This window comes from Kingella kingae ATCC 23330 (assembly GCF_900111845.1).
GTDB classification, from domain to species: Bacteria; Pseudomonadota; Gammaproteobacteria; order Burkholderiales; family Neisseriaceae; genus Kingella; species Kingella kingae.
The window spans coordinates 40,485-55,230 of the sequence record NZ_FOJK01000012.1; the positions used below are offsets into that span (position 1 = coordinate 40,485).

General features: G+C 40.8%; 15 protein-coding genes, 2 tRNA genes and 4 pseudogenes. 11 read left to right on the forward strand and 10 right to left on the reverse strand.

Annotated features, from left to right (window positions below; translation table 11 throughout):
• Positions 1–114: 114 nt before the first annotated feature.
• Together BQ5809_RS04225 and BQ5809_RS04230 are read left to right on the forward strand one after the other, a co-directional pair.
• Positions 115–191 (forward strand) — tRNA-Arg (locus tag BQ5809_RS04225).
• Positions 192–208: 17 nt separating this feature from the next.
• Positions 209–283 (forward strand) — tRNA-Glu (locus tag BQ5809_RS04230).
• A gap of 63 nt (positions 284–346) precedes the next feature.
• Here the strand turns inward: BQ5809_RS04230 and BQ5809_RS04235 are convergent.
• Both BQ5809_RS04235 and arsC read right to left on the reverse strand, forming a co-directional pair.
• The gene (locus BQ5809_RS04235) at positions 347–970 is read right to left on the reverse strand and encodes a YdcF family protein (protein ID WP_003788506.1); all 624 of its coding nucleotides are present in this window, start codon (positions 968–970) and stop codon (positions 347–349) included.
• Between the two features lies 1 nt (position 971).
• Positions 972–1,319 carry an arsenate reductase (glutaredoxin) gene (gene arsC, locus BQ5809_RS04240; RefSeq protein ID WP_032827834.1) on the reverse strand — a complete coding sequence of 116 codons (348 nt, stop codon included), beginning with the start codon at positions 1,317–1,319 and terminating at the stop codon, positions 972–974.
• A 158-nt stretch (positions 1,320–1,477) separates the two neighbouring features.
• Here arsC and BQ5809_RS04245 point away from each other — a divergent pair, with 158 nt between their 5' ends.
• The 4 genes from BQ5809_RS04245 (at position 1,478) to BQ5809_RS04255 (ending at position 5,681) form a co-directional block, all read left to right on the forward strand.
• Positions 1,478–2,851 carry a cell division protein ZipA C-terminal FtsZ-binding domain-containing protein gene (locus tag BQ5809_RS04245; protein ID WP_003788503.1) on the forward strand — a complete coding sequence of 458 codons (1,374 nt, stop codon included), beginning with the start codon at positions 1,478–1,480 and terminating at the stop codon, positions 2,849–2,851.
• A gap of 398 nt (positions 2,852–3,249) precedes the next feature.
• Positions 3,250–4,764, forward strand: coding sequence for a sodium-dependent transporter (locus BQ5809_RS04250; RefSeq protein ID WP_003788499.1), 1,515 nt, complete (start codon positions 3,250–3,252; stop codon positions 4,762–4,764).
• Positions 4,757–4,864, forward strand: coding sequence for a methionine/alanine import family NSS transporter small subunit (locus BQ5809_RS10240; RefSeq protein WP_032132948.1), 108 nt, complete (start codon positions 4,757–4,759; stop codon positions 4,862–4,864). The genes BQ5809_RS04250 and BQ5809_RS10240 overlap by 8 nt, the downstream gene beginning before the upstream one ends.
• Before the next feature lie 91 nt (positions 4,865–4,955).
• Positions 4,956–5,681 (forward strand): hypothetical protein, encoded by a 726-nt coding sequence (locus BQ5809_RS04255; RefSeq protein WP_003788496.1) that lies wholly within the window; start codon positions 4,956–4,958, stop codon positions 5,679–5,681.
• A 52-nt stretch (positions 5,682–5,733) separates the two neighbouring features.
• On the opposite strand, the gene rpmG is transcribed toward BQ5809_RS04255, so the two are convergent.
• The 4 genes from rpmG to BQ5809_RS10245 form a co-directional block, all read right to left on the reverse strand.
• Positions 5,734–5,889, reverse strand: a complete 156-nt coding sequence (rpmG, locus tag BQ5809_RS04260) for a 50S ribosomal protein L33 (RefSeq protein WP_002642891.1) — start codon at positions 5,887–5,889, stop codon at positions 5,734–5,736.
• Between the two features lie 17 nt (positions 5,890–5,906).
• Positions 5,907–6,143, reverse strand: a complete 237-nt coding sequence (gene rpmB, locus BQ5809_RS04265; protein WP_003788491.1) for a 50S ribosomal protein L28 — start codon at positions 6,141–6,143, stop codon at positions 5,907–5,909.
• 217 nt (positions 6,144–6,360) lie between these two features.
• Positions 6,361–7,053, reverse strand: a complete 693-nt coding sequence (locus BQ5809_RS04270) for a phosphoesterase (RefSeq protein WP_003788489.1) — start codon at positions 7,051–7,053, stop codon at positions 6,361–6,363.
• Positions 7,040–7,411: an IS1/IS1595 family N-terminal zinc-binding domain-containing protein gene (locus BQ5809_RS10245; protein WP_003791883.1), complete on the reverse strand. Its 372-nt coding sequence runs from the start codon at positions 7,409–7,411 to the stop codon at positions 7,040–7,042. Before BQ5809_RS10245 ends, BQ5809_RS04270 begins: the two co-directional genes overlap by 14 nt.
• A gap of 106 nt (positions 7,412–7,517) precedes the next feature.
• Here BQ5809_RS10245 and BQ5809_RS04275 point away from each other — a divergent pair, with 106 nt between their 5' ends.
• From BQ5809_RS04275 to BQ5809_RS04285, 3 genes and pseudogenes are all read left to right on the forward strand, one after another.
• The gene (locus BQ5809_RS04275) at positions 7,518–7,988 is read left to right on the forward strand and encodes a site-specific DNA-methyltransferase (RefSeq protein WP_003788485.1); all 471 of its coding nucleotides are present in this window, start codon (positions 7,518–7,520) and stop codon (positions 7,986–7,988) included.
• Positions 7,879–9,639 (forward strand): site-specific DNA-methyltransferase, encoded by a 1,761-nt coding sequence (locus BQ5809_RS04280; RefSeq protein WP_003788484.1) that lies wholly within the window; start codon positions 7,879–7,881, stop codon positions 9,637–9,639. The genes BQ5809_RS04275 and BQ5809_RS04280 overlap by 110 nt, the downstream gene beginning before the upstream one ends.
• Positions 9,636–12,398, forward strand: a pseudogene (locus tag BQ5809_RS04285) (DEAD/DEAH box helicase family protein). The gene BQ5809_RS04280 and the pseudogene BQ5809_RS04285 overlap by 4 nt, the downstream one beginning before the upstream one ends.
• A gap of 59 nt (positions 12,399–12,457) precedes the next feature.
• Here BQ5809_RS04285 and BQ5809_RS11400 read toward each other — a convergent pair.
• The 4 genes and pseudogenes from BQ5809_RS11400 to BQ5809_RS10250 all read right to left on the reverse strand — a co-directional run.
• Positions 12,458–12,589 carry a hypothetical protein gene (locus BQ5809_RS11400; protein ID WP_003788478.1) on the reverse strand — a complete coding sequence of 44 codons (132 nt, stop codon included), beginning with the start codon at positions 12,587–12,589 and terminating at the stop codon, positions 12,458–12,460.
• A 278-nt stretch (positions 12,590–12,867) separates the two neighbouring features.
• Positions 12,868–12,972 (reverse strand): annotated as a pseudogene (locus BQ5809_RS11085) (IS5/IS1182 family transposase); the annotation flags it as partial.
• A 16-nt stretch (positions 12,973–12,988) separates the two neighbouring features.
• A pseudogene (locus tag BQ5809_RS04295) lies at positions 12,989–13,656 on the reverse strand (IS1595 family transposase).
• A 60-nt stretch (positions 13,657–13,716) separates the two neighbouring features.
• Positions 13,717–13,923 (reverse strand): annotated as a pseudogene (locus tag BQ5809_RS10250) (transposase); the annotation flags it as partial.
• 41 nt (positions 13,924–13,964) lie between these two features.
• Here BQ5809_RS10250 and BQ5809_RS10255 point away from each other — a divergent pair.
• Entirely contained in the window at positions 13,965–14,228 is a 264-nt protein-coding gene (locus BQ5809_RS10255) for a transposase (protein ID WP_003789867.1), read from the forward strand.
• Positions 14,228–14,728, forward strand: coding sequence for an IS5 family transposase (locus BQ5809_RS04300; protein ID WP_268766531.1), 501 nt, complete (start codon positions 14,228–14,230; stop codon positions 14,726–14,728). The genes BQ5809_RS10255 and BQ5809_RS04300 overlap by 1 nt, the downstream gene beginning before the upstream one ends.
• Positions 14,729–14,746: the final 18 nt, after the last annotated feature.

Sequence of the window (14,746 nt, forward strand, 5' to 3'; positions counted from 1 at the left end):
ACTTATAAAACAAAGCATTATTATTTTTCCGATAGAATTTACTTTACAACAAACTACCATCTGCGTATGATTGCGTCTTTCTTGATTTGCACAAGCAGTCAGCAACGCAAATAAGCACCCGTAGCTCAGTTGGATAGAGTATTTGGCTACGAACCAAAGGGTCGGGCGTTCGAATCGCTCCGGGTGCGCCAAGAAACTCCTTTATTCCGCGCCCATCGTCTAGCGGTTAGGACATCGCCCTTTCACGGCGGTAACCGGGGTTCGATTCCCCGTGGGCGTGCCAGTTTTTGAAAATCCCTGTCTTTTGGCAGGGATTTTTATTTGTCTATTTTATTCGCATTTCGCATCACGCAAACACATTGGCGATGCGCTTCCCTGCGGACAGCAATTCATACACAAATAGCGAATAGCTTTCTTCTACAAAAAATCGGGCATTATTGTAGCGACTGGTTGGCGTGTGTGATGCGTATGCGTTCAGTTGCAAATCTTGTGCCATATTCATCGCGCGCGCCATGTGATAGGGGTCGGACACAATAATCACGCTATTCAAATGGTGTTTTTTCATTAAAAAGCGCGTGTTTGCTAAATTTTGAAATGTGTCTTTGGAGCGGGTTTCAAACACAATATCTTGGTCAGCAATGCCTTGTTTGATGGCGTATTGACGTGCCACTTCGGCTTCGGTGGCGAATCCTGCTTTGGGTGTGCCGCCTGTAAAGATGATTTTTTTGACGCGCCCTGTTTGATACAAGGTCAGCGCGTGGTTAATGCGTTCACGAAAAACAGGCGACGGTTTGTTACCCCATGCTGCCGCACCCAACACGACGGCTGCATCGGCTTCATCGGGTAGCGGCTGTGGGCGCGAATAGGCATACACTTGCCACACGCACCACAATTGCAGACTGCTTATCAACGCGATACTCAACCCTAATCCGCGTAACCAATATCGCCCAAATTTTCGCATCGCTATCATATTAAGCAGCCTGCACCAAAGCGATAATGTTATCCAAAGGTCGTCCAATGGCAGCTTTGTGTTGTGTCAGCAAAATAGGACGTTCTAGCAATTTAGCGTTGGCAAGCAAAGCAGCCTGCAATGTTTCTTCGCTGGCTTGGGCTAGGTTTTGCTCTTGATAGGCGGCATCTTGGGTTCGCATCATGTCGCGCAGGCTTGGAATGCCCAGTTTTTGGGCGATTTCTTGAATTTCGTTTGCCGATAAAGGTTCGCGCAAATAGAGCCGAATATGCGGATTGAAGCCATTTTCTTGCAACCATTGCAAGGCTTGGCGCGATTTGCTGCATTGGGGATTGTGATACAAAATCATCATACATTCCTTAAATAGGGATAAGCCAAACTATTGTACGCAAAATGCAGGCTGCTTGGGCATCTAGTTGGCATATTTTTCTGCGATAAGTCATAGTATGCACAACAAATCCGCTATAATACTGCCCTTATCATTATTGACTAACAGAGATTTGTCTTATGAATCAACTTTATCTCGTTGTGATTATTGCATTTTTGGCTATATTGATTGCGGTTATTTTGTATAACATGTATCAAGAAAAGCAATATCGCCGCAAAATTCGCAGCCAGTTTGGTCATTCAGACCACGATGCGCTGTTGGGCAGCCAAACTGAATCGGTGCGCGATGGCATGAGCTTTGGTGGCGAAAAATTGCAGCGTTTTGCTGCTTCCAAAGTGGCAGACAACCAAATCCATTCCGCAGAACACGAACCCGAATCAACCGATATTCAATATAGCGAACCACTTGTTAATTTGCATTTTGATGAAAAAACACAAGAAATCTCGATGCAAATCAACGTGAAAGAAACAACACCATCTGTTGCGGTTGATACTGAATCTACCCAACCCAATACCACGCCTTTTTCATTGATTGAAGACGAGCTACACACCAAAAAGCAGCCTGCACGTTTAGATGACGAACCACAAGCAGAATTGCCATTTACAGAAACGCCTGTTGCACCCATCGCCCCAATTATCACCCCGACTACGCGCCGTTTGTTGATTGAATTGGACGATTTAACCCAGCACTCACTCACCTGGTTCGACACTCGATTTGATTATGTGGCGCACGTTGCCTTGTATCAACCCAAAGAATTGCAAACGCTACCACGCTTGTCGGGCGGACATCACTTTCAAATTGCAGGCTGCACTATGGACAGTCGCTTCCAACTTGCCGAGCCAATCCCAGGTGTGCATTACCAAGCGTTTGCGATTGGTTTGCAGGCGATTAGTCGCAAAGGCTTAACCACCGCCGAAGAGCTGCGCCACTTCCAACAACAAGTGCGCTTGTTTGCCGATAAAATGGACGGCGAAGTCAAATTCCCGCCGCTCAACCCATTTTTGGCAAACGCCAAACCCTTGGACGAATTGTGTGCGCGAGTTGACCAAACCATTGCCATTCATTTGGTATCGCGTTCCAGCAGCGTTTTGGGTACAGAGCTACGCTTGGCAGTAGAACAAGCTGGCTTCGTATTGCAAGAAGACGGCGTGTTTACTTTGACCAATACCATGGGCGACGTGCAATACACCATCAGCACATTGGACGGCACAGCCTTTACCGATGCGTTGTTGAGCAGCCAGCCGTATAAAGGTTTCAGTATGTTGTTGGACATTACGCGTGTGCCACATGGCGAAGAAGTGTTCAATCAATTTATTGGCGTAGCGGTCAAACTATCGAGCATGCTTAACTTGGATTTGGTCGATGACCAAGTGCGCCAGCTCTCAACCGATTGGCTAAAAGAGGTCAGAAGCTACATTCATGCGCGACAAGACGAAATGACGCGCATTGGCATTGAGCCTGGTAGCGCATTGGCTAAACGCTTGTTTGCCTAAATAGTTCACTTATTCAAAAAGCAGCCTGCACTTTTGATTAAAAGGTTGTGCCGCCTACGGCATACACCTTTTATATCCAAATTAAAGATTTGGACAAAAGGTGCAGGCTGCTTTTTAATCAGCAATATTTTTGTTTACGCTTCTTTACTTTTTTTTAGATTTTCGGCATAGTAAACACCAATCACATCATGGCAACGGATAATCCTGTTATCCGTTATTTTGTTTAACCAGTATTTATAGTGAATTAAATTTAGATTAGTACAGCGTTGCCAACTCCCTTATGTACTAGATGTACACGGCGGTCGTTGTCGCCTTGTCCTAATCTAAATTTAATCCACTATATATTTTAAAGATGCAGTAAGCAGCCTGCACTTTTTATTTCAACAAAGGGTAAAAAAATGGCACAAAAACCAGCACCCAAACGCGAAACCTTCTCGGGTCGCAAAGCCTTTATTTTTGCCGCTATTGGTTCAGCCGTAGGCTTGGGCAATATTTGGCGATTTCCTTATGTAACCTATGAAAACGGCGGCGGCGCATTCATGATTCCGTATTTAGTTGCCCTGCTCACCGCAGGCATTCCATTGCTGTTTTTGGATTACGCACTGGGACACAAATACCGCGGTTCAGCCCCCCTATCGTTCCGCCGTTTGAGCCAAAAGTTTGAAACATTTGGCTGGTGGCAAGTGCTAATTAACGTCATCATTGGTATTTACTACGCCGTGATTTTAGGCTGGGCAGCCAGCTACACTTATTTTTCGCTCAACCAAGCATGGGGCAAAGACCACGCAGGCTTTTTCTTCAAAGAATACCTGCACATGGCAGACGGCGCAGGCGTAGGCTTGGACTTTGTCGGCGCAGTTGCCTTGCCACAAATCGGCGTTTGGCTGTTTGTCTTAGCAGTTTTGGCGTTGGGCGTACAAAAAGGCGTAGGCAAATCATCGGCGTTTTTCATGCCCTTGCTCACCGTTATGTTTACCGTATTGGTGATTAGCTCGCTGTTCCTACCTGGTGCAGCCAAAGGTTTGGACGCATTGTTCACGCCCAACTGGGACAAATTGCTTGAACCAACCGTTTGGATTGCGGCATACGGACAAATTTTCTTCTCGCTGTCCATTTGCTTCGGCATCATGGTCACTTATTCATCTTACTTGAAACGCGACACCGATTTGACCAGCACAGGCTTGGTAGTCGGTTTTGCCAACAGCGCGTTTGAATTGCTGGCAGGCATTGGCGTATTCGCCGCATTGGGCTTTATGGCACAAGCAGGCGGCAAAGAAGTCAGCGAAGTCGCCACATCGGGCATTGGCTTGGCGTTTATCGCATTCCCAGCCATTATTGACCAAGCCCCAATGGGCAACTTGTTGGGCGTGTTGTTCTTTAGCTCGCTGCTGTTTGCAGGCGTTACCTCGCTCATTTCCATTTTGGAAGTGATTATCGCCGCCGTACAAGACAAATTGCATTGGACGCGCATCGCTTCCACCGTAGTCGTTTGCGTGCCAATGGCAGTGATTTCCGTGATTTTGTTCGGCACAACCACAGGCTTGCCGATTTTGGACGTGCTAGACAAATTCGTGAACAATTTTGGCATTGTTGCCGTAGCATTCTTCTCGCTGGCAGCCATTTCCATTGGCAAGTTTTTACCGATGCTGGCAGCGCACATCAATCGCACATCATCATTCAAAGTGGGCAAAATCTGGACGCTGGTTGTCGGCATTCTGACCCCATTGGTGCTGGGCTATATGCTGATTAGCGAAATCTACACCATTGCCACCAAAGGCTACGAAGGCTATCCAGATTGGTTTATCAACACATTTGGCTGGGGCATGGCAGGCGCATTGATTGTGATTGCCATCTTGTTATCTCGCATCCACTGGTATGGACGCGACTACTTTAAGGAAGAAGACCATGAGTAATAGCGCAATTATGATGATGATTTTGGCAATCGTGATTATTTGGGGCGGACTCATCTTATCGCTGCTGCGTTTGCCAAAAGAAGAATCCAACAAACAATAATCCTAAAAAAGCAGCCTGCACATTTTTAAAGCGTGCAGGCTGCTTTTTCCCTTATAATCACCTTTCCTTAAACCCCAAGCACAACATCAACATGATAAACCTATATCAACTACTCCAAATCGCCCCCGATTCCAGCGCAACCGAAATTCAACAAGCATTAGAACAATCGCGCCACCGACTCAATCCCAAAGAAATCCAAGCCGTCGAATCATGGCTACTCGTCCCCGAAGTACGCACCCGCTACAATGCCCAACTGCGCCAAAAGCAGCCTGCATTTTTTCAAAGTCAAACCAGCACAATCCAACCCAATGTGCAGGCTGCTTTCAAACCCAACCACGAACAAGGCTACTACACGCCCAAACTCTACAACCCCACCATCATAGTTGTGCTAGCTATTTTATTATCGCCGCTCATTGGCGCATGGTTGTGCGCGATTAACTGGCGCGAACTAGGCAACCGCGAAGCCGCCAATCAAAACATGAGCGTGGTTTACGGCGTATTATTATTCGGTTTAGCATCGGCACTATTGTATTTAATCGGCGGCATAGAAATCCCATTGTATGCAGGCTCACTCATTTCGCTAGCATGGTATTTTACGTTCGGCAAAAAACAGCAAGACTTCCTACGCCAAGAAGCAGGCGACGACTACGCACGCAAACCATGGGGCAAAGTCGTTTTGTGGATAATCGCAGGCGCAATCATCTATTTAATCGTGTTTTACGCCCTACTCTTTTTGCTGGGCATCGCCGACTTGCTGCACCCCAACGTCGTCGCCGACCTGCAAAACGCCATTGCCGAAGCCAATCAAGCCCAATAAGCCACAAAAAAATCCCTAGCCAAAATAGCTAGGGATTTTTATCGACACCAAATTATTTCAATTTAGTTTCTTTATAGATAACGTGTTTGCGAGCAACAGGGTCAAATTTTTTGATTTCCATTTTGCCAGGCATAGTACGTTTGTTTTTAGTCGTGGTATAGAAATGACCTGTACCAGCAGACGATTCCAATTTAATTTTATCGCGCATGATAACAACCTTCCCGATTAAATAGCTTCGCCACGAGCGCGCAAATCAGCCAAAACAGCGTCGATGCCGTTTTTATCGATAGTACGCAAAGCAGCGTTCGATACACGAATGCGAACCCAACGGTTTTCGCTCTCCACCCAAAAACGGCGTGATTGCAGGTTAGGCAAAAAACGACGTTTGGTTTTGTTGTTGGCATGCGATACATTGTTGCCAGACATCGGGCGTTTGCCAGTAATTTTGCAAACTTTTGCCATGATTGGTCTCCAAACTTAAAATAAAAAATAGTTAAACAACTGCGGCAGTTTAAAACCGCAAAAAGGGCAATCCTTACAATAACCTAGCTGGATTTCATCTCGGATTGCCCGTTGAAATGCTTATCAGGAAATAAGTTTTGCCTGCGAAAAACGAGCGATTGTACAGATTTTGTCTTTGTAATGCAAGGGTTTTATTATCGCTGCAACGTCTATGCGCTTATCGATTCAATTGCTGCAATTCCGCCCGAATCAATTCCGCATTTTGTGCTATATCATCTACAAAATTCAGCGATTTATCATCAAAATGCGAAATCTTCGGTAAATCACGCAAAAAATCGTCCACATCTTGCGCCGTCAAAAATCGCCCATGCAAATCCCAACCCACATTCAAAATCCGCCCCTGCAACTGCGCCACGCGGTCATGAATATGCCCATGCAAATGATACCAACCCTTGTGGCAGCCGTCCCATTCATCAATCGGATAATGAAATAAAATCAACGTATTATTGATTTCAGGCAGCTTTAATTTTAAATAATCCTGCGCCGTGGCAATCATCGGCAAACCGTCATGCTTCGGCGTGTTTTGCAAACGCTGAATGTGCTGCTCCACTTGTCCGTCATGATTACCGTAAATCAAATGGTGCGTGCCATTCAAACGGCGCAACACATTCTCTATCTGCTTGAAATCATGCGCAAAAGACAAATCGCCCAAATTGTAAACCACATCATCGCTGGACACCGTTTCATTCCAACGCGCAATCATAAACTCGTCCAATTCCGCAGGGGCGCTGGTCGCAGGACGAAAAGTCGGGCAAAATTTCGCAATGTTTCGGTGCGAAAAATGCAAATCCGATGTAAGAAAGATTTGGTGGTGTCCTGAAAAGTGTGCTGTAAAACTAAACAATGCCAAAGTGAATATCAAAGAAAGCTAAATCAAAAACTTTCTTGTGATAAAACATATTGTTAGAAAAGCAACACGTTTTTCTAAACGCTCGCCTTACTTTGTGCCGTAAACGACAGTTATTACCCTCAATGCCAAAACCCGTAATTGCTGCAATATCTCGAATACCACAACCTCTAACGGTCATTCTCCAAACCTGCTCATCAGCTTTGGAATGACAACCCTTATAGGTAAGGTTATGGTCGCCAATAAAATTACGGCAGCAATCTTTACAAAAATATTTTTGTTTACGATTGCCAGAGTAGCCATTTTTCTTTATATTTTGTCCTTGGCAGCGAGGACAAATTAGAGTTATTTCTGTTTTCACACACTCAAATATACTCTGTTCTCGCTGCTTTTTTATTGCTTATTTTTTTACAGCACACTTTTCAGGGCGCTACCAAATTATTAACTTTAACAAGTAAGGATATCCAATGATAGATAGTAAAATTCAAGACCAATTAAACGAAGCTCTACAATTACACAACAACGTATGGGCAGACGAAGCAAAAACAATTTTAGCAAAAAATATTTTGTTGGATTTAGCAGAAAAAACTGACCCAGCAATTATCGGTTTGCTGCTGCAAAACGAAACGCTCAAACGCCATTTTTTTGCTGAAATAAACGGAGTATTTGTGTTCAAAACGCAAGATTTCCGTTTTTTCTTGGATAAACACAGCGTAAACAATTCCTACACCCGATTTGCCAACCGTATTGGCTTAACGGACGGACAACGCTTTTTAAAAGATAGCACCGATATTGTATTGGATTTTCCGTTTAAAGATTGTGTATTAAATGGCGGACAAAGTACCGAAGAAGGCGAAGAAATTTGTTTTAAACGCAATAACAGCCAGCCAGCCAGCCAGCCAGCCAGCCAGCCAGCCAGCCAGCCAATTATACACTAAATTAACCCGAAAAAGACAAGAAATCTTTTTTAATCAAACACTTGCTTTTGATGAAATTGACCGACTTTTTGACGCAAAAGCATTCTCAAAATTCTCTCGCTATACCGCAGACGGCAAACAACCCGTTGGCGAAATCAAACGCCATTCAGACGGCTTTTTAAAAGGTGTGCCAGCCGAAAATCTTATTATCAAAGGCAATAATCTGATTGCCCTGCATTCGCTTGCCAAGCAGTTTAAAGGCAAAGTCAAGCTGATTTATATTGATGTTCCGTTCAATACAGAGAATGACAGTTTTGTTTATAACGATAAATTTACACATTCCACATGGCTAACCTTTATGAAAAATCGTTTGGAAATTGCGAAGAAGTTATTGTCGGATGATGGCATTATTTGTGTTCATACTGACAATACAGAAGCTGCATATGTTCAAGTATTATTAGATGAAATATTTATACGAAATAATTTTCTAAATCATATAACCATAACAACCAATGCTGCATCTGGATTTAAGGCAACTGGGCAAACAATATTCTCTACATCTAATCATATATTTGTATATGCTAGAAATCGCGTCAATTCTCAGTTAAATAAATTATATTTGTCTAAACAATATGATGAAAACTATAAATATTTTTTACTTAATCCAGATGAGCATTTCTCTAATTGGAAGTTTTCAACAATATTAGAACAATTATCCATAGAATTAAAATTAAGTGAAAAAGAAATGAAGTCTCATATAACTGAGCAAGAATTATTATTTAAAATATCAGAATTTGCTGATAAAAATAGAGATAGAGTTTTTAGAACTGCTGCAATTAGTGGTGGCGCTTTAAAAAAACGACAAAAAATAATCAATCATTCCAAAAATAATAAAGGTATTGTTTTTCAACATGAAAATGAAGATGTAACAGGGTTTTACATATTAAATGGAGAGCAAATGGTTTTTTGGGAAAATACTTATAGAAATATTGATGGAAATTTTATACCAGCAACAATCATTATTGATGTATGGACGGATATTTCATTTACAGGTATTGCGAGTGAAGGTGGTGTGAAATTAAAAAATGGTAAAAAACCTGAAAAACTTATTAAACGAATTATTGAATTAACAACCAACGAAAACGACATCGTCCTAGACTACCATTTAGGCAGTGGCACAACTGCCGCCGTTGCTCACAAAATGAACCGCCAATATATCGGTATTGAACAAATGGATTATATTGAAACGCTTGCCGTTGAACGCTTGAAAAAAGTGATTAATGGCGAGCAAGGCGGTATTTCCAAAGCCGTGAATTGGCAAGGTGGTGGCGAATTTGTTTATGCCGAACTTGCTCCATTTAACGAAACAGCAAAACAACAAATTTTGGCGTGTGAAAGTGCAGGCTGCCTGAAAGCGTTGTTTGAGGATTTATGCGAGCATTATTTCCTAAAATACAATGTAAGCGTCAATGAATTTAATCAAATTATTAACGAGCCTGAATTTCAAACCTTACCACTTGATGAACAAAAACAAATGGTGCTTGAAATGTTGGATTTAAATCAGATGTATGTATCGTATTCAGAAATGAATGACGCGCAGTTTTCAGGCTGCCTAAATGATGAAGATAAAGCATTAAACCGCCAGTTTTATCAAGACGGAGAAAAAGAATGAGCAATAAAATTTTAGTTAATGCCATTGAAGAAGAAAAGAAATTTTTGCGTAAAAGGCTGCCTGAAAAATTAGCCATTCCTGAATTTATTACCCATAATTTGAAATATGATTTATTTGAGTGGCAACGAGAAGCATTGGAGAATTTTTTAATTTTTCAAGACCCACAAACTGAGTTGGAAGATTTTCCTGAAATCAAAAATCGTCCAACACATTTATTGTTCAATATGGCAACAGGCGCAGGTAAAACTCTGATGATGGCTGCGTTGATTTTGTATTATTTTGACAAGGGTTATCGCCATTTTCTGTTTTTTGTGAATCAAAACAATATTGTTGATAAAACAGAAAATAATTTTATTGACCCAACGCACGCGAAATTTTTATTTACCGAGAAAATTTTGCAAGGTGATACGGTAATTCCTATTCGCAAAGTGGAGACATTTAGCCAATATTCAGACGGCATTGAAATTAAATTTACCGGCATTCAAAAACTGTATAACGATATTCACACCGAGCGAGAAAACCAAACCACATTGGCGGATTTGCACGAATTGAATCTTGTGATGTTGGGCGATGAAGCACATCATTTGAACGCACAAACGAAAAATGGTAAATCAGCACCGTTGGATTTTGAAGCAGAAATTACCAATAAAACCAATTCTGATGAAGTGGAACGTAAGGGCTGGGAACACATGGTTTTGGAATTGTTGCTGAATAAAAATGGCAAGCCTAGCGAAAATGTGTTGTTGGAATTTACGGCAACGCTGCCTGAAAATGCGGAAGTGCAGGAAAAATACCGCGATAAAATCATTGCAAAATTTGATTTGAAAGATTTTTTGAGCAAGGGTTATACGAAAGCGATTAATTTAATTTCTTCTACATTTACGAAAAAAGAGCGCGTGTTACACGCGCTGCTGTTTGCGTGGTATCGCCATCAAATTGCGTTGAAACATGGCATTGCCAATTTCAAGCCTGTGATGTTGTTTCGCAGCAAAACGATTGATGAATCTTGGTCGGATTATCGGGAATTTTTGCAATGGTCGCAAAATATTCAGGGGTCGGATTTTGAATTTTTAAATCGGCTTTCAGGCAACCTGAAAACGGACGAAAATGAAAATGAACAAGGCAAAACACGCACGGAACAAGCGTTGGCGTTTATGCGTGAGCAAGGCTTGGAAACGAGCCATATTGCGGATTGGATTCGTTAATCTTATCAGGCGCACAATGTGATTATTACCAATTCACAAACCAATAAAACCAAAAAAGAAAAAACCGACAGCGAAACCGAAAAATTGCTAAACAATTTGGAAGCGACTGATAATCCAATCCGTGCCATTTTTACGGTAGATAGATTAACTGAAGGTTGGGACGTGCTGAATTTGTTTGATATTGTTCGTTTATATGAGGGGCAAAATGGCGGTGGTTCAAACAAAAAATCAGGCAAAACGGCAAGTGCAACGGTATCAGAAAAACAGCTAATCGGGCGTGGTGTGCGTTATTTTCCGTTTGTGTTTGGCGATAAATTACCCAATAAACGCAAATTTGATGAAGATTTACAGCATGAGTTGCGTACGCTGGAAGAATTGTTTTACTACACGCATGATGAACAATCACGCTATATTTCTGAATTGAAAGCGGAATTGCGTAAAGATGGTTTTTTGCCTGAAAACTCGGATAAGGTTTTAGTTGAAATTGGTTTAAAACCTGAATTTGCCCAAGATGAAAGTTTTAAAAATATTTTGATTTGGGTAAATGAAAAACAAGCTAATCTGAATGCAAAAACCAATAATGCAGATAGTTTAAAAGCCAATCCGCAAACGATTGTTTTTACCACGCATGGCAGTCAGGTTGTGCAGGAAACGCAATTTTCAGCCGATGAAAAAGATGAGAAATCGCAACAAATTGGCAAATCAGGTTCGTCTCATGAGCAGATTACCATAGCGAAAATGGAAAAACATATTTTCAATAAGGCTTTGCATATCAAGGGGAAAAGGGCAAATTCCTTGTTTCATTTTAACCAGTTGCAAACGAAATTGAATATTGCCAGTCGTGATGAATTGCAAACGGATTTACTCAAAGATTGGAAAATTAAATTTTTGGGTTTGGACAACAATCAAAAAATCAGCCCTGATGATAAATTGCAAGCGTGTTTGAATGTGTTGGATAAGGTTGAAGCGCATTTAAATCAAAGTGATAAGCCATTTGTTGGTACAACTGAATTTACATCAAAAAAATTGTGGGACATTTTCAGTCAGCCAAAACAAAAATGGGTTAATGCAACAGATATTAAACAATCAGTTATTCAAAATCATGATTGGTATGTGATGGATAATTTTATTGGCAATAATTTGGAAGAACAGTTAATTAATTATATTGTTAATGAGTTAAAGAATTTGCAAGCCAATTACGATGTGAAGTTAATCCGTAATGAAGAAGTGTTGAAATTGGCTAATTTTGACAATGGCGATGGTTTTATGCCTGATTTTATTTTATTACTGAAAGATAAACATCAATCCACCGTTAATCAAACAGATCATTTATTGCATTATCAAATTTTCATTGAACCAAAAGGCGAACATTTGATAGCAACGGATTCTTGGAAACAAGATTTCTTAAATGCGATTACCACACAATACGGTAAAAATAGGATTTTGCAAAAAGATACACCGCATTATCGTTTGATTGGCTTGCCGTTTTTTGCTGATAAAGAGAAAAATCCTAAACAATATGATAAGTTTGACCAGTTATTTCCATTGAGTTGATTTACCTGACAATTAGCATAATTTCAGGCTGCCTGAACAGGTAACAGGCAGCCTGAAAATCATAATTTGAAAAACAATCGCAATGGTTCATCAATCAATGCTTGAAAACCCATTTTTTCGTAAAACAATTTAGCTGATTCATCTTTTGCTTCTATCATCACAGCAAACGCAGCAATATCAGAACGGCTCACGCGCTAAATTGCATCAACCAACAATACGCGCCCTAATCCTTGTCCTGTAAATCGTTCCTCAACTGCTAATCGTCCCAACAATACACACGGAATAAGCGGATATTTCGGCAATTTTTTGGCTTCGCTTTCAGGCAGCAAGTCAAGGCAAATACCTGTCGCTGCCAACGTGTAAAAGCCAACTATCCCGCCTTATTCATTTTCCGCCACAAAACACGAACTCAATTTACGTTTTACATCTTGGCTAACGGTTTTCTGAAAGTATAGATCTTGTTGAACATTCATAGCTTGAGCCATTGATACGCAAGGGCTAGAGCGACATTATTTTCATAATTTCGCTTTAGTTTATCAAACCGTGTAGCAATAGCTCGGTAGTTTTTAATTTGGGGCTGTCCTAGATAACTAGGATAAACTCGATTTTACTAACTGTTTTAAAATGGAACAAAAACTTTTATCTCACTGTTAAAACGCCATTCGCACTCCTTTAAATACAGCTCAAAATGCTCTTTGGGAATGCCGTTAAACTTGCGTAAATGACGTTTTGCTTGGTTCCAAAAGTTCTCAATTCCGTTGATATGGTTTTGTCGTTCAGCAAAATGTGTGTTGTGATTGATACGAAAACGAAGTTTCAGCGAAGCTAAAATGGCTTTGTCGCTCACATCTAATACATCATAGCTACGATAACAATCCGTATAAACAATGCTGTCAGGTTTCACTTGTTCACGGATAATAGGCAATAAAGTAGCGGTTTGAGTATTCGGTACAGTAACCGCATAAACCTTACCATTTCGCTTCAAGAGCCCAAATACAGCGACTTTTCCAGCAGCACCTCGACCGCGTTTACCTTTTCGTTGTCCACCAAAATAACTTTCATCTGCTTCTACTTCGCCATCAAACATTTCTAAATGTGGACTGTTTTGATAAATAAGTAATCGTAAACGATGAAAATAATAGGCTGCGGTATTTTTATTAACACCTACTAACTCTGCTGCTGTTCTTGCAGTTACACCTGCAACAAATAGCTCAATGAGTTTATTTTGTTTGTACTGACTTAGACGACATTTTCGCATAGGGATAATTCTAACTTAATTTGAATTTTCCCAGTTATCTAGGGGCTAATGACATTTTAGCTATAATTTCAACCAAATCAAAGCACAAGCTAATGACACGGTACTTTCATAATTACGTTTTAATTTATCGTACCGTGTTGCTAGCGCACGAAAATGCTTTAATCGTGCAAAAGCGTTTTCTACCAAGTGCCTGATTTTATATAAATATCAATCTGTGTCCACATTAAGATGTTCTCTATTTTTCTTATATGGAATATTGGCTTTACTTTGTTTAGAACCTGTATTCACAAAAATGATAAAATATCTTTATGACTAGAAAATCCTACCCAACAGACTTAACAGATGCCCAATGGCAAGCGATTGAGCCACATTTTAACCAGCTACGCCACTACAAATGGGATAAACGTCAATTAGTGAATGCCGTTTTGTATATTACCAAAACAGGTTGCCAGTGGCGTATGCTGCCCAATGATTTTCCACCTTATTCAACCGTATGGAGTTTCTATCGCAGAGCCAATCAATCAGGCTTATGGGATAGAATTCTTTTGGCATTGGTTCAAAAAAACGTTTAATCCATCAAAAACAAGCAATGCCAACTTATGCCATTATTGATTCACAAAGCGTCAAAACAGCTTCTAGCGCACATGATAAAGGTTTTGATGGAGGTAAAAAAATCAAAGGTCGTAAGCGACATATAGCTGTTGATACGTTGGGTAATCTATTGTCTGTTGTGGTTCATGCAGCCAATATTCATGACACAAAAGCAGGTATTTTTGTAGCAAAAAAAGCGTTTGAGACCTATCCGAGTTTAAAAGGTTTCTGTGCAGACGCAGGTTATCGGAATACATTTGAGCGTGAAGTATCAGAGCAATTGGGTTTAACTGTTGAGATTTCAAAGAGAATTCAAGATATTTCTTGGCATATTCTGCCCAAACGTTGGATTGTAGAACGAACGTTTGCATGGTTAGGTTGGTCTCGACGTTTAGCAAAAGATTTTGAGCAGACGAATTTATCTGCTGAAAATTTTGTTAAACTAGGGTATATTTCACAAATATTAAAATTTATCAAATAGTTGTTTGTGAATACAGGT